The sequence below is a fragment of the uncultured Vibrio sp. genome (assembly GCF_947488985.1).
Lineage (GTDB): Bacteria > Pseudomonadota > Gammaproteobacteria > Enterobacterales > Vibrionaceae > Vibrio.
This window is the reverse complement of the sequence record NZ_CANLBV010000022.1, coordinates 25,538-46,345: the sequence shown is the minus strand read 5'-3', so window position 1 is coordinate 46,345 and position 20,808 is coordinate 25,538. Positions and strand designations below refer to the sequence as shown.

The following is a 20,808-nucleotide window of genomic DNA, read 5'->3' as shown; positions in this document are numbered from 1 at the left end:
AGATGACAGGTCAACTTAGGTTGGCCTTTTTTGTATCGGTCACTTCTGAAATAACAAGTACAAAAAACCGCTGAACAATCAGCGGTTTTCAATGTATTTAAGCGAACGCTAAGTACGGCTTAGAATAACTCTTCGGCAACGCGGAACAGCTCAGAACGGTCTGGGTTCTGCATGTTCTCGATACAGTCGATGATGTCATGGTGAACCAACGCTTCTTTCTCAATACCTACACAACGACCACCGTGGCCTTCTTGAAGAAGGTGCACCGCGTAGTTACCCATGCGAGACGCAAGTACACGGTCAAATGCAGTAGGACGACCACCACGTTGAATGTGACCAAGAACCGTCGCGCGAGTCTCACGACCGGTTGCGTTTTCGATCTCTTTAGCCAGCTCATTTGCATCCATCATGAGCTCAGTTAGAGCGATGATTGCGTGCTTCTTACCTTTCGCAATACCGTCTTGAATGTTGCCGATGAGCTGCTCTTTATCTAGGCCCGTTTCTGGAGTAATGATGTACTCACAACCACCCGCGATGGCAGACATAAGCGTAAGATCGCCACAGTGACGCCCCATGATCTCAACAATAGAAATACGTTGATGAGAAGACGACGTGTCACGCAGACGGTCAATAGAATCGATAACCGTGTTCAGTGCCGTTAGGTAGCCAATGGTGTAATCAGTACCGGCGATATCGTTATCGATTGTGCCAGGAAGACCGATACATGGATAACCCATCTCAGTCAGCTTCTTAGCCCCCATGTAAGAACCGTCACCGCCGATAACCACAAGGGCTTCGATACCGTGCTTGTTAAGGTTCTCGATGCCTTTCTGACGAACAGCCACGTCTTTAAACTCTGGGAAACGTGCAGAACCTAAGAAAGTGCCACCACGGTTGATCACGTCAGATACGCTGGAACGATCAAGCTTTTCGATACGATCTTCAACCAGACCTTGGTAGCCATCGTAAATGCCGTAAACTTCAATGCCAACTGATAGTGCGGTACGAACTACGCCGCGAACCGCTGCGTTCATGCCCGGAGCGTCACCGCCACTGGTCAAAACACCGATCTTCTTAATCATGCTCACCCTCGATTTTAGGAATCTATTATTAAAATTCTTTTGCCTGCTGATTGTATATCAACAAGATTTTAAATCTATATTGTGCTTTATGTTACATTCCATCAATAGGAATAGCACTTAAATCGTGTAAATTTATTTAACACCTCGAATTATTTAAGAAGTATTGCAGCTTTGCTAAGAAACTTTGTTGATTCATATCAGAATCAACATTGATTGTTACTACTGTATTTTGTTTCACCAAACAATCAGCAATTGTTAGCCACTGTAGTTCAAAAGCCACCCACTTACCATTGACTCACGACTTTCGACGTTGGTTACCACGAATGAAATTTCTGCTGCTTTTCAGGGCCGAATACTACTGAATACGGATCTTGGTGAATCAATACATCCGCCTCAGGGAAAACGGAGATAAGCTTAGCCTCAACCTCGTCGGCAATACGGTGCGCTTCAATCAGTGGGATAGTATCTTCCAGCTCTAGGTGCAGCTGAATAAATCGAGTTGGCCCCGAGCGGCGAGTTCGTAATTGATGCACCCCTAACACCCCTACCACGCTCAACGATGTCTCTTTTATCCGTTTAAGCTCTTCATCTGGTAGGTTTCGATCAAGCAGAGATTGGATCGCTTCCATCGCCATTTGATAAGCGCTGTAAAGAATGTAGATACCAATGCCTATCGCGAACACTGGGTCTGCCTGCCCGATTCCAAACCAACTCAACGCCAGCGCCAGCATGATCGCGGCATTCATATACAAGTCGGACTGATAGTGCAGAGAATCTGCGGCAATTGCCTGGCTACCGGTTTTGTTGACCACATGCTTTTGAAATCGAACCAAACCAAAGGTGACGACCATCGCGAACAAGCTGACGTAGATACCAATTTCAGGTGAATTCAGCTCATGAGGTCTGAAGAAGCGCTCAATACCATTGAGAATAAGAAAGCAAGCAGACCCAGAGATGAACATCGCCTGTGCTAATGCGGCCAGGGATTCCGCCTTGCCATGACCAAAGGTGTGCTCTTTGTCGGCAGGCTGCAGAGAATAACGAACCACCAGTAAGTTAACCACCGAAGCGGCGATATCAAGCAGTGAATCGACTACCGAAGCCAGTAGGCTAACTGAACCTGTCACCCACCACGCGGCGACTTTGACTATTAATAACAGTGTGGCAATGGTTGTCGCTGCCCAAGCAGCGAGCGTAACTAAACGTGCGTATTCTTGTTTCATAAGCTGGCTAAAAGTGACCGATAATTAGAAAGTATAACCCGTGAACAATTCATTGAATATGACAGCCGTGACCTAAACCACCAATGGGTTAGCATAGAACAAGTATTGAGAGATCAAAAAGTATTGAGAGATCAAAAAAAGCGGCACACGGCCGCTTTTTTACATTTTCATTCAATTTAGCTGTATTAAGCCATGAATTATTTGTCTTTACTCATGCGCTTTTCCATTTTTTCAGCACACTTGGCCATACGCTCTTGCTGGATTTCTTTCAGCTGCGTTTTTTGCTCTGCGGTCAGTACGCTCATCATTTGGTGCTGTTTCTTCAGCATCGCCACGCGACGCTCTGTTTGCTTCTCTACCATTTGGCTGGCGAGATCATTCGCAGCAGCTTCATCAAAGGTATCCGCTAAAACCAAATCTTGTACTTTTTCTTGGTTCGCTTGCATTTGCGCCATTTTGCCCGCTTTATCGCCAGAACGTTTTGCTTTCATCTCAGCACGATCCGCTTCGCGCATCGTTTTCAATTCTGCCTTTTGAGCGTCGGTCAGATCGAGTTGACGCATCACTTTCTGATCAAAGCCACCGCATTTGCCGTGCATGCCTTTGTTGTCGCCTTTGCCACCACCATAAGCATACGCACTGGCTGTCGTTAACATTAATGGAAGTGCCGCAGCGGCTAATACAAGTTTCTTGGTCATTTTCATAATTGTTGCCTCATTCAGTATAATAGGTCATGGATTGCGTTTTTCTCAGCGCTTGAATATAGATTAGTCGCTCCCTTGTAAAATGACGTTTAGAAAGCGTAAAGAATCGTAAAGAATGAAAGTTGGTGAATAATTCGCAGTACTATTAACCTGTAAATAACCGATTAAGGCTTCCCAATGGCGCACATCCTTCTTATTGATGACGACACCGAGTTAACCAGTTTACTTAAAGACATTTTGGGCTTTGAGGGCTTCACTGTTTCAGAAGCCAATGATGGCTATGCGGGACTCGAGGCGATCAATGATGACATTGACCTCATTCTGTTAGATGTGATGATGCCACGCCTTAATGGCATGGAAACACTGAAAAAACTCAGAGAAAATTGGGAAATTCCGGTTTTAATGTTGACCGCAAAAGGGGAAGAGATCGATCGCGTGATTGGCCTTGAGCTTGGCGCGGATGACTATTTGCCAAAACCGTTCAGCGACCGAGAACTGCTGGCGCGTATACGGGCTATTTTGCGTCGTACACAAAGCAGCAGCGCACCGAAAAACACCAGCGACACCATTCAATACCAAGACATTGAAATATTCCCTGGCAAACAAGAAGCTTACTGCAGTGGTCTGTTGATTGACCTAACCAGTACTGAGTTTGCTTTGTTGAGCCATCTAATTCAGAACCCAGGGCAAGTGATTACTAAGGAAGCTCTCAGCCTGGATGTGTTAGGAAAAAGGCTCGCACCTTTTGATCGCGCCATCGACATGCACATTTCTAACCTGCGAAAAAAAATCCCCGAGCGCAGCGACGGTAAGTCTCGCATCAAAACTCTGCGTGGCCGTGGTTACTTATTGGTTGAGGAGGATTAGTGCGCATCCCTAAAATCACTAGCTTATATGGCCGTATCTTTGCGATATTTTGGTTCACCATGTTACTGGTGCTACTGTCAGTACTTTCGCTGCCACACCTAGACCCACGCGTGGCGCGCGATGTCACAGCCGATCACCTCAATAAATTAGAGTATATCGCACAGGGTGCTGAGCAGCACTACGTCAAAGAATCGAACATCGCCAAGATCGTTGCCCAACTTGACGCTTCCCGCAGCCGTAAAAATTCGCGCACTCATCTCTATTTAAGCGATCTTGATGGTGCAGTCCTCACCTCGAAAAAGCGTTCGAACTATAAGCTGAAAGCCATTCGTAACTTTGTGACCTCGGTTGATAATCCAGAGGTGCCAAAACAAAAACTGTACGGCAACTACATGGTAGCAGGGCCAGTGCCTGTTAAACTCGCCGGTCAAGAGTTGTTAATGTACGCCGGGATCAAGTGGAATCAACCACCGCCATTTTTGCTACGACTGTTTGATAAACCATTGCAGTTACTACTAGCGGTAATGCTAGCAAGTACCCCACTCTTGCTTTGGTTAGCTTGGGCACTAAGCCAACCAGCACGCAGGTTAGAGCACGCCGCACAACGCGTGGCCAAAGGCCAGTTTGAGGTCGATCCAAGCCTCGAAAAAGGCACCTCCGAATTTAAACAAGCGGGAGAAAGCTTTAACCAAATGGTCGAAGCAGTAAACCAGATGATCTCCGGGCAGCAGCGTCTGCTTTCTGATATTTCGCACGAACTGCGCTCTCCCTTGACTCGCCTACGCATGGCAAATGCATTGGCGATTCGTAAGCAAGGTGAGAGCCCTGAACTCGATCGCATCGATACCGAAGCGCAACGTTTAGAGCAGATGATCAGTGAACTACTGACGCTATCGCGGATGCAGGTCGATAGCCATATCACCCGTGAGGTTCAGCCCATCTCAAGTTTATGGGAAGAAATCCTAAAAGACGCACAATTTGAAGCTGAGCAAATGGGCAAACAACTGACATTTTCAGAGATCCCCAATCGCTCTATTTCAGGTAACCCTAAGCTGCTAATGAGTGCGTTAGACAATATTACCCGTAATGCCATCTACTACGGCAGAGACCAAGTTGATGTGCAATTCCGAGTGTTACACGATCAACTCAACATTTGCGTCAATGACAATGGCGAAGGGGTACCGGATGACGAACGGGATTCCATCTTCAGACCTTTCTATCGCGTTTCCACTGCACGTGACCGCAATTCTGGTGGCACAGGGCTCGGACTCACCATTACCGAGAGTGCGATTCGTCAACACAGTGGCACCATTACCGCGAGCCGCAGTCAACTCGGTGGATTGCAGATCGAAATCAGCTTGCCGATCCTCCCCCTCTAGTCCCCTACAACGTTCACACCATAGTGATGGCCATTATGGTGTGAACTGTACTCACTCAGCTTGCCACCGTATACTCGGACTATCTTTGATTACTCTTGTGAACCACTATGTTTGATATCGCTCTATACGAACCAGAAATTGCGCCCAATACGGGCAACATCATCCGCCTATGTGCTAACTGCGGCGCAAACCTGCACCTTATCGAGCCACTTGGTTTTGATTTTGAAGAGAAGAAGGTTCGTCGTGCGGGGTTGGACTACCATGATCTGGCCCGAGTAAAGCGCCACAAGAACCTAGAAGTGTTTCTTGAATATCTAGAGAATGAACGAGAGGGAGATTTCCGCATCTTTGCCTGCACCACAAAAACCACCGGTCACCACGTAGATGCAGCATTCCAACAAGGTGATGTACTGATGTTCGGGCCTGAAACTCGCGGCCTACCCGCTGAGTTCATCGAAAGCATGCCAATGGAACAACGCATCCGTATTCCAATGATGCCAGACGCACGCAGCCTAAATCTGTCGAATGCTGTGGCCATCATTGCTTTTGAAGCGTGGCGACAAATGGGGTTTGAAGGCGCGGTATAACCGAATGCTCACACTGCGCGTGCCAATTGCGGGCAATGCGTAATAAAAAAGGCTCTTACCATTATCACTTTCTTGCGAAAGATAAAGGTAAGAGCCTTTTCAGTTTTCCCTCTCTATTAAAGAGAGAAAAAATCTATTATACCAATCACATTAAGTAAGTGATCAGAAATAGCGCAGGAAAAAAGCTTGAAAACAAGACAGCTCTTTTCAACAAGAAGTTTCGACAAGTAGTTATTCTACAATCAAAAATTCTAACGCAGTTATCGAGCGTTTTCACAAGCTAGGGTGACCAGTTATTTACTACGATTGGTATTAGTTTAAGCGATTACGATCATTACCATCGTCTTTCTTCTCAAACTCCCCCTCAAAGGTGTTGCCGTCTTTTGAGTGCTCAGAGGGATCGCGGTTAAATGGGTCTTGTCCAAATGGACTCTGACCAAAACCGGCTTGTCCACCCGCATGAAAACCGCCAGACATATTGGTAACCACCATTTTTTCCATCATTTTCTTGGCGAGCATCGCTCTTGGTGCTGGTAGCAAGACCAACATACCAAGCCCGTCGGTCATAAAGCCCGGAGTTAACAGCAGTACACCAGCAACAGCAAGCATCACGCCTTCAAGAATTTGTTGAGCAGGCATTTCACCTTGCTGCAAGCGACCTTGAACCGACATTAATGTTTGGATACCTTGGCTGCGAACCAGAGATGCCCCCACAAATACCGTGATAAGCACTAACGCAATCGTTGGCCACAGTCCTAGAAAGCCACCAACTTGAATAAATAACCCAATCTCAATGATGGGTACGAAGATAAAGAGTAATAATAAGATAGGAAACACAGGCCCTCCTTTGTTACGTCCAGTGTACGCTGAAAGCCCCATCAATCACAAATTTATCCTGTAAGTAAGCGTATTTATTGACCAATAATAACTTTACAAAGTATTGACCTAACAAAAGCCCAAAAGGTGATCAACTTACTATTTTTATGCGCTAGGTACAGTATCATGTGCCACATAAGTCAGGACGGATTTATCAGCCTAATATTCTAGCGAACGGAGTTTTTGCACACAGAACAGGCCAGTAACTTATTATATAATCAGAATAATTATCTAAGGATCCTGTTATGGCTACTCTATCAAAATCTCAAGTTGATGCCCCTCAAGCCACTCGACTAGAAGAAGATCTATTAGGTCAACGTCATGTTCCGGCTGATGCTTATTACGGCATCCACACTCTGCGCGCAGTTGAAAACTTCAACATCTCAAATGTCACCATCTCAGATGTACCTGAATTCGTTCGTGGTATGGTGATGACAAAAAAGGCGGCGGCGTTAGCAAACAAAGAGTTGGGGGTGATACCCAGCGATGTGGCTAAATACATTATTCAAGCGTGCGACCTTATCCTAGAGACAGGCAAGTGCATGGATCAGTTCCCATCGGATGTTTTCCAAGGGGGCGCAGGCACTTCTGTAAACATGAACGCCAACGAAGTCGTCGCCAACGTCGCACTTGAACTGATGGGCAAAGAGAAAGGCCAATATGAGTTCATCAACCCCAATGATCACGTCAACCGTAGCCAATCAACAAACTGTGCTTACCCAACCGGTTTCCGCATCTCAGTGTATAACAGCGTACTCAAGCTGATCGATGCCATTGAGTACCTAAAGGGCGCTTTCGAGCTTAAGAGCCAAGAATTCAACACCATCTTGAAGATGGGTCGCACTCAACTTCAAGACGCGGTTCCGATGACGGTCGGCCAAGAGTTTCACGCGTGGGCAGTGACCATCAATGAAGAAATCAAAAACCTACAATACACATCAAAGCTATTGCTTGAAGTTAACCTAGGGGCAACAGCTATCGGGACTGGCTTGAACGCCGCGTCAGGCTACCAAGGTCTGGCAGTGAAACACTTAGCCGAAGTTACAGGCCTAGAATGCGTGGCTGCTGAAGATCTTATCGAGGCAACCTCTGACTGCGGCGCATACGTAATGACACACGGTGCGCTTAAGCGCTTGGCCGTGAAACTGTCTAAAATTTGTAACGATTTACGCCTGCTTTCTTCTGGCCCACGAACCGGATTGAACGAGCTGAACCTGCCTGAACTGCAAGCCGGTTCTTCAATCATGCCTGCTAAAGTAAACCCTGTGGTGCCGGAAGTCGTCAACCAAGTTTGCTTCAAAGTTCTAGGCAACGACAACACAGTTTCTTTCGCAGCAGAAGGTGGGCAACTGCAATTGAACGTCATGGAACCGGTGATCGCACAGAGCATGTTTGAGTCTTTGGATATTCTGACTAATGCATGCATCAACCTACGCGATAAATGTGTGGACGGCATTACGGTGAATAAAGAAGTATGTGAATCACACGTATTTAACTCTATCGGTATTGTCACTTACCTCAACCCATACATTGGTCACCATGAAGGGGATATTGTCGGTAAGATCTGCGCTGAAACTGGTAAGAGCGTCCGTGAAGTAGTGCTAGAACGCGGTTTATTGACCGAAGAACAACTTGATGACATTTTCTCGGTTGAAAATTTGATGCATCCTCAGTATAAAGCAAAGCGCTACGAGTAAGGTTAGCAACCATGGGCTCCAAATGGAGCCTTTTTTAGGCTTCCATAAGGTTAACCATGTTAACTTTGTGGTTTTTATCCGGTTGCGCTTTTGCTTAATTGAATCTAAACAGTAGAACTATTATCTGAATATTACATCGGAGAATGTTCACATAATAAAGTCTAATATGAGGTGTTACGTATGATTGCAGTAGAACTCTTTGTCGTCCTGCTCTTTATCTTTTTGGGGGCCAGGATCGGCGGTATTGGTATCGGTTTTGCTGGCGGTGCGGGTGTTATTGCCCTTTCACTGCTTCTTGGCGTGCCAACCAGCCAAGCTTTTATTCCTATCGATGTCATCTTGATCATCATGTCGGTGATCACCGCTATTGCCGCTATGCAGGTGGCTGGCGGTATGGATTGGTTAGTACAGATCGCAGAAAACTTTTTACGTAAACACCCTGAACGTATTACTTTTTATGCACCAATCGTGACCTTTGTCATGACGCTGATGGCCGGTACAGGTCACACAGCATTCTCAACACTTCCGGTTATTGCTGAAGTTGCCAAAGGCCAAGGTGTCCGCCCTTCTCGTCCATTGTCTATTGCTGTTATTGCCTCTCAAATTGCGATCACCGCTTCACCGATTTCTGCAGCTGTTGTCGCTTTCTCAGCAATGCTTGCCCCTTTTGGTGTCGATTACCTAACCCTGCTAATAGTATGTATCCCAACAACCTTTATCGCCTGTATGGTCGGCGCACTTGTCGCGAACTACATGGGCTGCGAACTGAAAGATGATCCGGTTTACCAAGAGCGACTAGAAAAAGGGCTGATCAAACTGGCGACCGAAGAGAAACGTGAAATTCTACCGACCGCAAAGCGAGCAACTTACATCTTCCTCGCGGCGATTGTTTTCGTTGTCTGCTACGCGGCGGCTATCTCTAGCTCCGTTGGCCTGATTGACAACCCAGCACTAGGTCGTAACGAAGCCATCATGTCGGTGATGCTGGCAGCAGCAGCGGCAATCGTTCTATTTACTAAGATTGATGCAGGAAAAATCTCTTCTGCGCCAACCTTCCGCTCTGGTATGACAGCGTGTGTATGTGTTCTTGGTGTGGCTTGGTTAGGCTCTACGTTTGTTAACGCGCACGTGGCTGAAATCAAAGATGTCGCTGGCGCTCTACTGGCAGACTACCCATGGATGCTGGCTATGATCTTGTTCTTCGCCTCTATGCTACTTTACTCTCAAGGTGCGACGACGGTTGCACTAATGCCGGCAGCACTGGCGATCGGCGTAGCACCATTAACGACCGTGGCTTCTTTTGCTGCGGTCAGCGCTCTGTTTGTTCTTCCAACCTATCCAACGCTACTGGCGGCGGTTGAGATGGACGACACTGGCACTACTCGTATTGGTAAGTACGTATTCAACCACCCGTTCTTCATCCCTGGTGTGGTCACCATTACCACTGCGGTTACACTAGGCTTCGCATTTGGCGGGATATTTATCTAACCACGACTCATCAGTCGAACTCTAAAAAGGAAGCTGCGGCTTCCTTTTTTATTGCCAGTCGATGCTCTCAAATACTCATCGTGCAGAGCTAAACGCACAATAACGCACAGCTTTTAACATCGCTTAAACACATTTCTTATAATAAAAACGCCAATTTGAAACTTATTAGTCAGCAATAGGGTCTGATTACGTTAATATCCCTGTTAACTTAATCAAAACGAATTTACTTATGCGCGCATTTATCACTATGCTTTGCGTTGGGCTTGTTAGTTTGTCCAACCCGGCCTTCGCTCTCTTTGGTAATACTGACCAAGGCCTTGACGTGAACTCGGCCAATAACTTTGTCTCAGTCGACCAAGCTTTCCCTTTCAATCACTACCAACAAGACGGCAAACTCCTGCTCGACTGGCAAATAAAAGACGGCTATTACCTCTACCAACATAGCTTCTCTTTTAGCGGCCAGAATCTCGCGATCGGTCATGTCAAAATGGAAGATGGTGTGCCGCATCAAGATGAATTTTTTGGTGAGGTGAGCATTTATACCCAACCTTTGTTCGTGCAAGTGCCGCTGCAAAATTATCAAGATGGCTCGCAGCTGATCGTTAAGTATCAAGGCTGCGCAGATGCAGGCTTCTGCTACCCACCAGAAACGCGCGTCATCGACATTGAGCCATTTACAGCTACAGGTTCAAGCAACTCTCAAGCTAATGCAGCGTCGCAAGAGTCATCGGCTGCAAACAATGATGCCGATGTTTCAACACAACAAGCTTCTCCAAAAGCAGACGTTGCAACTAACACCACTCCACAATCAACTGCACCCGTTTCAAAAGAAGCGAGCCTAGCCGATAAGCTCGGTGACAGTTGGTGGACACCATTATTGTTCTTAGCACTAGGTGTTGGCTTAGCCTTTACCCCGTGCGTTCTGCCGATGTACCCAATTCTAACGGGTATCGTTTTAGGTGGCGGCAAGCTCAGCCAAGGTCGTGCGCTGATGTTGTCCTTCATCTACGTACAAGGTATGGCGCTAACCTACACCCTACTTGGCTTAGTCGTGGCATCTGCGGGTATGCAGTTCCAAGCAGCGATGCAGCACCCTTACGTTCTGATCGGTTTAAGTGTCCTATTTGTCGTGCTCGCGCTGTCTATGTTTGGCGTGTACAACCTGCAACTGCCAAGCAGCGTCCAAACGTGGCTCAATAACCAAAGCAACAAGCAGCAAGGTGGCAATACCTTGGGTGTGTTCGCGATGGGTGCTATCTCGGGCTTGGTGTGTTCGCCTTGTACAACAGCGCCACTGTCGGGTGCTCTGTTGTATGTCGCTCAAAGTGGTGACCTATTTACTGGCGCAATCGCTCTGTATGCGCTAGCCATGGGTATGGGTATCCCACTGATTTTGGTGGCGGTGTTTGGTAATAAGCTACTACCGAAAGCAGGTAGCTGGATGGACAAGGTAAAAATCGTATTCGGCTTTATCTTGCTGGCAGCACCTATCTTCCTGCTAGAGCGCATTATCCCTGAATTATGGGCAACCGTGCTTTGGTCTGGCCTTGGCTTCATCGCCTTTGGTTGGCTTTATCATAGCAAGAATGCACTGCCATTCGGCGGCTGGAAGCAGAGTGCGGTCGGCATCATCGCGATACTTGGCTTGTTCGCTTCCGCACAGCCTGCATTGAACTATTGGTTTGCGGAGAAGAGCGTAACAATAGAACAACAGCATATCCAATTTGCACGCATCAACACCGTTGAAGAGTTAGAGATCCAACTCATCGAAGCAAAAAAACTGGGGAAACCTGTGATGCTCGATTTCTATGCCGACTGGTGTGTGGCGTGTAAAGAGTTTGAGAAGTACACATTCCATCAAGCGGACGTTGAAAACAAGCTGACTGACTTTGTACTACTTCAAGCCGATGTCACCAAGAATATGCCCCAAGATATTGAGCTGCTTAAACAATTACAGGTACTCGGCTTACCGACGATTGAGTTCTGGGATGGCGAGGGTAACCATGTTCCAAATGCTCGTGTGACTGGTTTTATGCCTGCCGATGTATTCTTAAAACACATCCAAGACCACCAGCTATAACGGTGATATTCTTCAAAATGTAGCTAAACCAAAAGCTGCACGCCCCCTCAATGACGAGATGGCAGTGCGGCTTTTTTGTGATTATAGGAAACGCTTTCCAAGAACAGAGATAAAAGTCGATATGGTTCAGACTTTTAATGCATAGATATTGTCCACATACTCAATCAGGATGATAATAAATATCAACTAAATTGTTAAAGGTATGAACGTCATGGACTCGACCTATACCATCATCATTGCTGATGACCACCCTCTTTTTCGCAACGCCCTGTTTCAGTCAGTTCATATGGCGATCAGCGGTGCGAACCTGCTTGAGGCTGATTCTCTCGACGCCTTACTGACTCTGCTTAAGAAAGAAGATGAACCCGACCTGCTACTTCTCGACCTAAAAATGCCAGGAGCTAATGGTATGTCTGGCCTCATTCAACTTCGAGCTGAATACCCAGATCTACCGATTGTGGTGATTTCTGCCAGTGAAGATGCCAGCGTGGTGACCCAAGTTAAGAGCCACGGTGCGTTTGGTTTCATTCCTAAGTCGAGTGATATGCGTGAATTGGTGAGCGCACTGAACCAAGTGCTGAATGGCGACCCGTTCTTCCCTGAAGGGCTTATTACCAACCACGCCGCATGTAATGATCTTGCGGAAAAAATTGCCACGCTAACACCTCAGCAATACAAGGTATTAGGTATGCTTTCCGACGGCCTGCTTAACAAGCAAATTGCCTATGAATTGAATGTTTCAGAAGCGACCATCAAGGCACATATGACAGCCATCTTCCGTAAACTGGATGTGAAAAACCGAACTCAAGCAGTTATCTTGCTACAAGAAGTCCATAACTAGGCTTCGCTTATATCCTCTTCTAAAGTCGTCTTAGGCAAACACAGACCCAGCTTGACGACTTTATGATCATCTATCTCTGCGACTACCCAATTAATATCATGCCACTCGAAGCTATCGCCCAATACTGGGTGCGCACCAAGCTCACGCTCAGCCAATTGTTTTAGCGTCATGTCGCGCTCTTCTTCCGAGCTAAGCTCAATGCCATAGCAGTCACTCACTGCGGCAATCGATAACCCAACCTCAAGGAAGAAATCACCAAAGAATCGAGCTGCATCTTCGGCCAAAGGTGCCTCACTGAATAGCTCACTTAGGCTATCTAGGTCTTTATCTTGTCCAAGCACACAGAGAATATCATTTGCCTCTAGCACGGTACTGCCTGATGGGTGAAGCAAGGCATCCTTTCTAAACAGTGCGGTAATTCGCGTTCCTTCCGGCATAGACAAACGCTTCAGTGGTTCGCCCACACACCACTTCTCTTCTTTCAGCTTGTAGACAAACATCTCCCACTCACTGGCAGGGTAGATTTCAATGCCTGTACGAGAAATCGGTGTCGGTGTTGGAGGTAAAGTCACTTGAGCCAATCTTGCGACTTTCATTAAGCTGCCGCCTTGAACAATCAGCGACACCATAACCACGAAGAATGCGATATTAAAGTAAAGCTGAGCATTAGGCAGTCCAGCCATCATCGGGAACACAGCCAAAATGATCGGCACCGCACCACGTAAACCCACCCAAGAAACAAACCAGCGCTCTTTGGTGGTAAAGCTTCTGAACGGCAGCAAGCCCAACCAAACCGACAGTGGGCGAGCAAACAAGATCATACCGAAAGCCAATGCTAACGCAGGAAGAGCAATGTCCATTAAGGTCGATGGCGTGACCAATAGACCCAACACCAAGAACATCACGATTTGGCTTAGCCACGTCATGCCATCAAGGACATTAAGAATCGAGTGTCGAGAGCGCGTCGGACGATTACCAATGAACAAGCCCACTAAGTAAATCGATAAGATACCACTGCCGCCAAGCATGTTAGAGAAAGCAAACAGAGCCACACCGCCACTGAGCACCAGAATCGAATACAGGCCATCAGCCAGCTGTACTCGGTTGATTAGACTCCACAGAACCCAACCGCCACCAAGGCCGATAAGCGTTCCGACACCAAACTGCATCGCAAAGCTTTTCAGTAGGAAGTTCATTCCCATCTCGGCATCTGGGGTGCCAAGTAACGCGATTAAGGTCACCGTCAGGAAGACCGCCATTGGGTCATTGGTACCCGATTCGATCTCTAGGGTTGAGCCAACACGTTCGTTGAGGCTCTGCCCTTTCAACAAAGAGAATACCGCTGCCGCATCAGTTGAACCGACAATTGCGCCGACCAAAATGCCCTGCATCAGTGACAGGTCAAATAGCCAAGCCGCCATTAAACCGGTTAGAGTCGCAGTACAGGCTACGCCTATTGTCGCTAATGAGAGCGATGGCCAGAAGGCGACCTTGAAGCTTGCGACCTTGGTTCGCATACCGCCATCAAGCAAGATCACGGCAAGCGCGAGGTTACTCACCAAATAAGTCAGTGAGTAATCATCAAAATTAATACCACCCGGACCATCTTCACCCGCCAACATACCAACGAACAAAAAGATCAAAAGAATCGGAACGCCCAACCGTGAGGACACTTGTGAGAAAAGCACACTGATGGCGATGAGCACCGCACCAGTTAAAAATAAGTGGTTGATAGTTATTGCGTCCAATTCGTTACCCCAAAGAATAAAACTCAAGATTTAAGCATGTTGATCTTCTGCCGCTAAGCATGGCACGGTCGATGACAGTGCTTTGGTTACTATAACAAACTTATGTTTCCCTTCGTGTCATTCGCAGGACTAAATACCGCTTCTCGGTCATTTAGTTGTTAAATTTTATGACTCGCACTCTAATTCATCCAATTTTGTTAGACCTTTGGCTAATTTAACAACATCGCAATATCACACTTTACTCTCGTTATGTCGTGCCACTCCCATATTTCAACCCTTTAGTGACAAATTCGTCCCGACTAAAGTTGCACTGATCCCTTGACTTATCCTTGCTACATTTTAAATCATAACATTACGTTAACACGGTAATTTTCTACAGAAACGATTTCTACGAAAACGAAATAAAGGAGAAGGCAATGGCGTTCGAATCTACGGAACATGCTCAAGCCTACTGGAAGGAAAACTTGGGAATTATGGGAACACTGCTCGCGGTCTGGTTTGCAGTGTCTTACGGCGCTGGCATCTTATTTGTTGATGCCCTCAACACCGTTCAGTTTGGCGGGTTCAAGCTCGGCTTTTGGTTCGCTCAGCAAGGTTCGATATATACCTTCGTGGCGCTGATATTTATTTACGTTGTTCGCATGAATGCGCTCGACAAAAAATACAACGTACAGGAAGACTAGAGGCTAGAACATGGATATTCAAACTTGGACGTTTATTCTCGTCGGTATCACTTTCGCACTGTATATCGGCATCGCTATCTGGGCTCGAGCAGGGTCGACCAGTGAATTCTACGTAGCGGGCGGTGGTGTACACCCAGTCGCTAATGGTATGGCGACCGCCGCTGACTGGATGTCGGCCGCATCATTCATCTCAATGGCAGGTATCATCTCATTCGTTGGTTACGACGGTGCAGTTTACCTAATGGGTTGGACAGGTGGTTACGTACTACTTGCGCTATGTTTAGCACCTTACCTACGTAAGTTCGGTCAGTTTACGGTTCCTGATTTCATCGGTGAGCGTTACTACTCGAAAACAGCACGTATGGTAGCGGTATTCTGTGCAATCTTCGTATCATTCACGTACGTTGCAGGCCAGATGCGTGGTGTAGGCGTTGTATTCTCTCGCTTCCTAGAAGTCGACATTAACCTAGGTATCATCATTGGTATGGGTATTGTGTTCTTCTACGCAGTACTGGGTGGCATGAAAGGCATCACTTATACGCAGGTAGCTCAATTCTGTGTCCTCATTTTCGCCTTCCTTGTTCCAGCAATCTTTACGTCAATCATGATGACTGGTAACCCACTTCCACAAGTTGGTATGGGCTCTACGCTATCAGGTACGGATGTTTACTTACTTGATAAACTCGATGGACTCACCGAAGAACTCGGATTTACCGCCTATACCGAAGGTAACAAGAGCATGGTGGATGTATTCTTCATCTGTGCGGCTCTAATGGTCGGTACTGCAGGTCTTCCACACGTAATCATTCGTTTCTTCACGGTGCCAAAAGTACGTGATGCTCGTATCTCAGCGGGTTGGGCTCTACTGTTCATCTCATTGCTATACACAACAGCACCAGGCGTTGCAGCATTCGCTCGTGTAAACATGATCGAAACAATCAACGGCCCTGACATGCAAGGTGTCGCAGCAGCCGACGCACCAAGCTGGTACAAAAACTGGGAAAGCACTGGTCTAGTCGGTTGGGAAGATAAAAACGGCGATGGCAAAATGTTCTACTCGGGCGATGAGCGCAACGAGATGAAGATTAACCGTGACATCATCGTATTGGCTTCTCCAGAGCTAGCGAAACTACCAAACTGGGTTGTAGCACTACTGGCAGCCGGTGGCCTAGCAGCCGCACTATCAACTGCCGCGGGTCTACTATTGGTAATCTCGACGTCGATTTCACATGACTTGTTGAAGAAAGGCTTCAGACCAAACATGACCGACAAGCAAGAGCTGTTAGCCGCTCGTTTGGCAGCTATGGTCGCGATTGTCGGTGCAGGTTACTTGGGTATTAACCCACCAGGCTTCGTAGCACAGGTAGTAGCGTTTGCCTTCGGCTTAGCCGCAGCATCCTTCTTCCCAGCGATTATCCTAGGTATCTTCTACAAGAAGATGAACAAGGAAGGTGCAATTGCAGGTATGTTGTCAGGTATTGCCTTCACAGCAAGCTACATCATCTACTTCAAGTTCATTAACCCAGCAGCAAGCACACCTGAAAACTGGTGGTTTGGTATCAGCCCAGAAGGCATCGGTACGCTAGGTATGTGTCTAAACTTCGTAGTATCAATTGCTGTAAACAAAGTAACTGCAGAAGTGCCACAAGATGTACAAGATATGGTTGAGAACATCCGTTACCCGAAAGGTGCTGGTGAAGCTCACGACCACTAAACAAAGATGTTTAGCAAAAAATGAATCAGTACTTACATTGTAGGGATTAGGTACTGAATCTCAGAAAGCCGATACGTTATGTATCGGCTTTTTCTTTTCCTCTGCGATCAAGCATGGTGCTCACTTAACTGACCCTCAGTCGATCTGTACGTGAGTTCACAGCCAACTCTCATCAATAAAAAGGCGTTTCACCTCTAATTAATCCCTCTTTTCCTCCGCACCCGAAGCACGATCGCGGCAGACTCTTATTCGCTGGAAATAACAGCAATTGCGATCAATAAGATCGCAAACGATCCTTACTCGCCATATTTAGGCTTCTCTGTCTCTCGATAATCGATACTTATCAACCAACCAGAACTAACCCGCTCGGTTCAAAACCGCCCTAAGTTTGAGAGGCTTAACGGGCTTAGCAATAAAGCTAAAGCTGTTGGCTTTTATCGCCGCCAACATATCTTCGGTTCTGTCTGCACTGATAATGACACCTTCAAAGGAATCGCCTAGCCGCAATCGGCACTGTTGCAGAACTTCAAGCCCAGTTCGGCCATTGTCCAGACGATAATCAGAAAAAATGACATCCGGATGCCAGTCATCATCCAAACACTTCAAGCTTTCCACTAAGTCAGCCGCCACCTTAACTTCACAGCCCCAGCGACCAATCAGGTTTTCCATACCGACCAAGATCTCCTGCTCATTATCAACACACAATATTTTCAGATGCTCGATGTCGCTGACGGCGGTGGGTACTGATACTGGCGCAATGGGATCGACCTGTTGTGCCCTAGCTAACGTGATAGAGAACACACTGCCTTGTCCCGGCCATGAGCGCATCGAAATTTGGTGACCAAGCACATGGGCAATCCCTTTAGAGATAGCCAGCCCTAGCCCTAAGCCCTGATCGGCGCGAACTTGACTGCCGCGAGTAAACTCTTCGAAGATCTCTTGTTGCTTGTCTTCATCAATCCCAGTGCCGTTATCCCACACATCAATGCGTACCTGACCATTAACCCGCCTCACCCCAAGTACCACTTTACCTTGGGGGTTATAACGAAAGGCATTGGTCAAAAAGTTCTGAATGACACGCCTTAACAACTTAGGGTCTGAGTGAATAAACAATGACGAAGGAATCATCTTAAATTGGATTTTTTGCTGTGCAGCTAATGCACTAAATTCAGCGTTCAAATTGGTGAGCACGTCATGCACCGCAATCGCATGGACATGAGTATCTAGCTTGCCTGACTCCAAGCGAGAGATATCCAGCAAGTCACCAATCAGATCTTCAGCGGCGCCCAACGCACTTTCAATATGAGACGAAAGCTGTTTCACCTCTTGCTCTTTTGCCACCTCAGACAGTGACGAAGCAAACAGGCGAGCCGCATTCAATGGCTGCATCAAATCATGGCTTACCGCCGCTAAAAAACGACTCTTAGACTGCGACTCTTGCTCGGAAATCTGCGTGGCCTTCACCAAACGCTGGTTAAGCTTTTCGAGCTGTTGAGTCCGCTGATGCACCCTTGATTCTAAGCTTTCATTGGCGTCTTTTAATGCCTGCTCTGCCTGTCTGAATACCGTAATATCCGTAAAACTCATCACAAAACCGCCCCCCGGCATCGGGTTACCTTGCACCTCAATAACTCGGCCATCCGAACGAATACGAGAAGAGGTGTGGCGCGTGCCTTGTTCAAGGTGATAAACACGGCGTCGAACGTGATCTTCGGGGTCACCCGGACCACACAAACCTTGCTGAGCATTGTGACGAATCACATCTGAAATGGGGCGGCCAACTTGAATCAGACCATTCGGGAATTCAAACAACTCTAAGTAGCGCTGATTCCACGCCACCAGCCTCATCTGTTTATCAATCACCGCAATGCCTTGACCAATATGCTCAATCGCACCTTGCAATAACCCTCGGCTGAAATCGTACAGCTCAGAGGCCTCATCAACGATGGTAGCGACCTCCTCAAGCTGCATGTTTCTGCCCTGCAAGGCAGAAGTGAGTACTAACTTAGCTGAGGACGCCCCGAACACACCGGCGAGCACGCGCTCGGCATGTCGAATCAGACTGGCGGGGGCTTGCTGATTGGGCAGTAGCGGCTGCCCATGCTGTTGCCAATAGCTGTACAAGGCACTTTTCGCTCGCGTTCGACCGACAAAACGCGAGGCGAGCATCTCTAGTTCAGAGACTGTCACTCGGCTCTGGTAAAGACTAATATTTTCATTTTCAGGCAATGGCGTGCCCACAAACGCCGCTGATTGTAAGCGCTCACTTAGGCTTGGTCTTGTCGACATTGAAACCACGGCATAGCACAAGGTATTAAGCACAATACTCAGCACAATGCCCCAGTTCGAACTACTGATATTCCAACTACTGAGCAACTCTGGCGGCGTGATAATCCACAACAAAAGGTTACTCTCGCTATCGCCTGCCAACATGCTGGTTTGACTCATCAGAGTAATCAGCCAAATCACCGAGCCGACCATTAAGCCGACATAGACACCCTTGCGATTACCCGGCCGCCAGTACAAACCGCCAATCAGTGCAGGAGCAAATTGAGCGATCGCCGCAAACGAAAGAAAGCCGATCGCGGACAGTGAATGAATGCTATCGAGCGCCTGAAAAAACAGCCAAGCCCCCAGTAACAGCAATAAGATTAACCCACGGCGAATCACCAATAACAGACCCGAGAAATGTTTGTGGGTTCTTTGGGTCAAACGCATGCGACGCAGCAGCAACGGCATAACAAGATCATTTGAGACCATGATCGCCAGTGCAATGGTTGAGACAATCACCATGCCACTCGCCGCCGAAGTACCACCAACAAACGCCAATAACGCAATATGATCCGCCCCTTCCGCCATCGGCACGCTGATCACATAGGTATCGGCAGACACGCCGCTCAATAGCCCTTGCCCTGCCCATGCGATTGGCAGCACAAATAATCCCATCAGCACCAAATACACAGGAAATAGCCAACGCGCGGTATGCAAATCTTGAGGGTGCTCGTTCTCGACCACCATGGTATGAAACTGACGCGGCAAACAGACAATCGCCAACATGGTCAAAATGGTATGGATAACTAAGGTAGGAATGTTCGGCGCTTGATAGGTGGTCACCGCAACTTCAAGCAGGTCGATTTTATCGCTGCTCATCGCCAGATAAAGGATAAACAGACCGACAATTAAGAACGCCACTAGCTTAACGATGGATTCAAATGCCACCGCCATCATCATGCCACGGTGATGCTCGGTATTATCGATATGTCGCGTACCAAACAGCATCGTAAAAACCGCCAGAGCACCAACCACAAACCAAGAAACATGATACTGCTGATAACCGAGATCTTGAGCAAGGCTCGGAGCCACAATATCCAACCCCATGGTGATACCACGCAGCTGCAGGGCGATATAGGGAAGAATACCGACCACGGCGATAAGGGTCACCGCCACCGCCAAGCCTTGAGATTTGCCATAACGCGCCGCGATAAAGTCGGCAATCGAGGTAATGTGCTCACGCTTGGCTATCAGGATCAGCCGCGCTAAGATCCGCCAGCCGAGGGTAAATACTAAGATAGGCGCGAGATAAATCGGCAAAAACGACCAAGGGTTGCTGCTCGCCTGTCCGACCGTGCCATAGAAGGTCCAAGAGGTGCAATACACCGCAATCGAAAGGCTATAAATCCACGGACGCCAACGTGATAGCCAGCGAACTTGTCGATCCCCATACCAAGCGATCAAAAATAACACGCCCAAATAGGCTAAAGAAACGGGAATGACTATCCATCCTTGCATTGAGAACCCTTTTTTTATCCAAAAAAAAACCTATCCATAAGGGAGAGGTT

At 47.4% G+C, this 20,808-nt stretch carries 15 protein-coding genes; 9 read left to right on the top strand and 6 right to left on the bottom strand.

What is annotated here, in order from left to right:
• Window positions 1-119: 119 nt before the first annotated feature.
• From pfkA to Q1A70_RS07440, 3 genes are all read right to left on the bottom strand, one after another.
• Window positions 120-1,082, bottom strand: coding sequence for a 6-phosphofructokinase (gene pfkA, locus Q1A70_RS07450; RefSeq protein ID WP_299688519.1), 963 nt, complete (start codon window positions 1,080-1,082; stop codon window positions 120-122).
• A gap of 314 nt (window positions 1,083-1,396) precedes the next feature.
• Window positions 1,397-2,305, bottom strand: coding sequence for a CDF family cation-efflux transporter FieF (gene fieF, locus Q1A70_RS07445; RefSeq protein WP_299688516.1), 909 nt, complete (start codon window positions 2,303-2,305; stop codon window positions 1,397-1,399).
• Between the two features lie 197 nt (window positions 2,306-2,502).
• On the bottom strand, window positions 2,503-3,009 hold the full coding sequence (locus Q1A70_RS07440) for a CpxP family protein (RefSeq protein WP_299688513.1): 507 nt from the start codon (window positions 3,007-3,009) through the stop codon (window positions 2,503-2,505).
• Window positions 3,010-3,186: 177 nt separating this feature from the next.
• Between Q1A70_RS07440 and Q1A70_RS07435 the strand changes: the two genes are divergently transcribed.
• The 3 genes from Q1A70_RS07435 to trmL all read left to right on the top strand — a co-directional run bounded on the left by Q1A70_RS07435 (window position 3,187) and on the right by trmL (window position 5,842).
• Window positions 3,187-3,876, top strand: a complete 690-nt coding sequence (locus tag Q1A70_RS07435) for a response regulator (protein ID WP_299688510.1) — start codon at window positions 3,187-3,189, stop codon at window positions 3,874-3,876.
• A complete protein-coding gene (gene cpxA, locus Q1A70_RS07430) occupies window positions 3,876-5,255 on the top strand; it encodes an envelope stress sensor histidine kinase CpxA (RefSeq protein WP_299688507.1) in 1,380 nt (459 codons plus the stop codon). The genes Q1A70_RS07435 and cpxA overlap by 1 nt, the downstream gene beginning before the upstream one ends.
• A 107-nt stretch (window positions 5,256-5,362) precedes the next feature.
• Window positions 5,363-5,842, top strand: coding sequence for a tRNA (uridine(34)/cytosine(34)/5-carboxymethylaminomethyluridine(34)-2'-O)-methyltransferase TrmL (gene trmL, locus Q1A70_RS07425; RefSeq protein ID WP_299688504.1), 480 nt, complete (start codon window positions 5,363-5,365; stop codon window positions 5,840-5,842).
• A gap of 312 nt (window positions 5,843-6,154) precedes the next feature.
• On the opposite strand, the gene Q1A70_RS07420 is transcribed toward trmL, so the two are convergent.
• Window positions 6,155-6,679, bottom strand: a complete 525-nt coding sequence (locus Q1A70_RS07420; protein ID WP_299688501.1) for an FxsA family protein — start codon at window positions 6,677-6,679, stop codon at window positions 6,155-6,157.
• A gap of 284 nt (window positions 6,680-6,963) precedes the next feature.
• On the opposite strand from Q1A70_RS07420, the gene aspA reads away from it, so the two are divergent.
• From aspA to Q1A70_RS07400, 4 genes are all read left to right on the top strand, one after another.
• Window positions 6,964-8,415 carry an aspartate ammonia-lyase gene (aspA, locus tag Q1A70_RS07415; protein ID WP_299688498.1) on the top strand — a complete coding sequence of 484 codons (1,452 nt, stop codon included), beginning with the start codon at window positions 6,964-6,966 and terminating at the stop codon, window positions 8,413-8,415.
• Window positions 8,416-8,595: 180 nt separating this feature from the next.
• Window positions 8,596-9,903 (top strand): anaerobic C4-dicarboxylate transporter, encoded by a 1,308-nt coding sequence (locus Q1A70_RS07410; RefSeq protein ID WP_299688495.1) that lies wholly within the window; start codon window positions 8,596-8,598, stop codon window positions 9,901-9,903.
• Between the two features lie 229 nt (window positions 9,904-10,132).
• The gene (locus Q1A70_RS07405; RefSeq protein WP_299688492.1) at window positions 10,133-11,983 is read left to right on the top strand and encodes a protein-disulfide reductase DsbD; all 1,851 of its coding nucleotides are present in this window, start codon (window positions 10,133-10,135) and stop codon (window positions 11,981-11,983) included.
• A 211-nt stretch (window positions 11,984-12,194) separates the two neighbouring features.
• The gene (locus Q1A70_RS07400; RefSeq protein WP_299688489.1) at window positions 12,195-12,824 is read left to right on the top strand and encodes a response regulator transcription factor; all 630 of its coding nucleotides are present in this window, start codon (window positions 12,195-12,197) and stop codon (window positions 12,822-12,824) included.
• Here Q1A70_RS07400 and Q1A70_RS07395 read toward each other — a convergent pair.
• Window positions 12,821-14,572, bottom strand: a complete 1,752-nt coding sequence (locus Q1A70_RS07395) for a potassium/proton antiporter (protein WP_299688486.1) — start codon at window positions 14,570-14,572, stop codon at window positions 12,821-12,823. The genes Q1A70_RS07400 and Q1A70_RS07395 overlap by 4 nt on opposite strands.
• Window positions 14,573-14,988: 416 nt before the next feature.
• Between Q1A70_RS07395 and Q1A70_RS07390 the strand changes: the two genes are divergently transcribed.
• Together Q1A70_RS07390 and Q1A70_RS07385 are read left to right on the top strand one after the other, a co-directional pair.
• Complete coding sequence (locus Q1A70_RS07390) at window positions 14,989-15,255, top strand: DUF4212 domain-containing protein (RefSeq protein ID WP_010435433.1); 267 nt, start codon at window positions 14,989-14,991, stop codon at window positions 15,253-15,255.
• A 10-nt stretch (window positions 15,256-15,265) separates the two neighbouring features.
• Window positions 15,266-16,969: a sodium:solute symporter family protein gene (locus Q1A70_RS07385; protein WP_239830601.1), complete on the top strand. Its 1,704-nt coding sequence runs from the start codon at window positions 15,266-15,268 to the stop codon at window positions 16,967-16,969.
• 357 nt (window positions 16,970-17,326) lie between these two features.
• Here Q1A70_RS07385 and Q1A70_RS07380 read toward each other — a convergent pair whose 3' ends face one another.
• A complete protein-coding gene (locus tag Q1A70_RS07380) occupies window positions 17,327-20,758 on the bottom strand; it encodes a PAS domain-containing hybrid sensor histidine kinase/response regulator (protein ID WP_299688480.1) in 3,432 nt (1,143 codons plus the stop codon).
• Window positions 20,759-20,808 lie beyond the last annotated feature (50 nt).

What these genes read in the sequence shown, in the direction of transcription:
- aspA (WP_299688498.1), top strand. Translation starts at nt 6,964, where the DNA reads ATGGCTACTCTATCAAAATCTCAAGTTGATGCCCCTCAAGCCACTCGA.
- pfkA (WP_299688519.1), bottom strand. Translation starts at nt 1,082, where the DNA reads ATGATTAAGAAGATCGGTGTTTTGACCAGTGGCGGTGACGCTCCGGGC.
- Q1A70_RS07380 (WP_299688480.1), bottom strand. Translation starts at nt 20,758, where the DNA reads ATGCAAGGATGGATAGTCATTCCCGTTTCTTTAGCCTATTTGGGCGTG.
- Q1A70_RS07435 (WP_299688510.1), top strand. Translation starts at nt 3,187, where the DNA reads ATGGCGCACATCCTTCTTATTGATGACGACACCGAGTTAACCAGTTTA.
- Q1A70_RS07440 (WP_299688513.1), bottom strand. Translation starts at nt 3,009, where the DNA reads ATGAAAATGACCAAGAAACTTGTATTAGCCGCTGCGGCACTTCCATTA.
- Q1A70_RS07390 (WP_010435433.1), top strand. Translation starts at nt 14,989, where the DNA reads ATGGCGTTCGAATCTACGGAACATGCTCAAGCCTACTGGAAGGAAAAC.
- trmL (WP_299688504.1), top strand. Translation starts at nt 5,363, where the DNA reads ATGTTTGATATCGCTCTATACGAACCAGAAATTGCGCCCAATACGGGC.
- Q1A70_RS07410 (WP_299688495.1), top strand. Translation starts at nt 8,596, where the DNA reads ATGATTGCAGTAGAACTCTTTGTCGTCCTGCTCTTTATCTTTTTGGGG.
- Q1A70_RS07385 (WP_239830601.1), top strand. Translation starts at nt 15,266, where the DNA reads ATGGATATTCAAACTTGGACGTTTATTCTCGTCGGTATCACTTTCGCA.
- Q1A70_RS07400 (WP_299688489.1), top strand. Translation starts at nt 12,195, where the DNA reads ATGGACTCGACCTATACCATCATCATTGCTGATGACCACCCTCTTTTT.
- Q1A70_RS07405 (WP_299688492.1), top strand. Translation starts at nt 10,133, where the DNA reads ATGCGCGCATTTATCACTATGCTTTGCGTTGGGCTTGTTAGTTTGTCC.
- fieF (WP_299688516.1), bottom strand. Translation starts at nt 2,305, where the DNA reads ATGAAACAAGAATACGCACGTTTAGTTACGCTCGCTGCTTGGGCAGCG.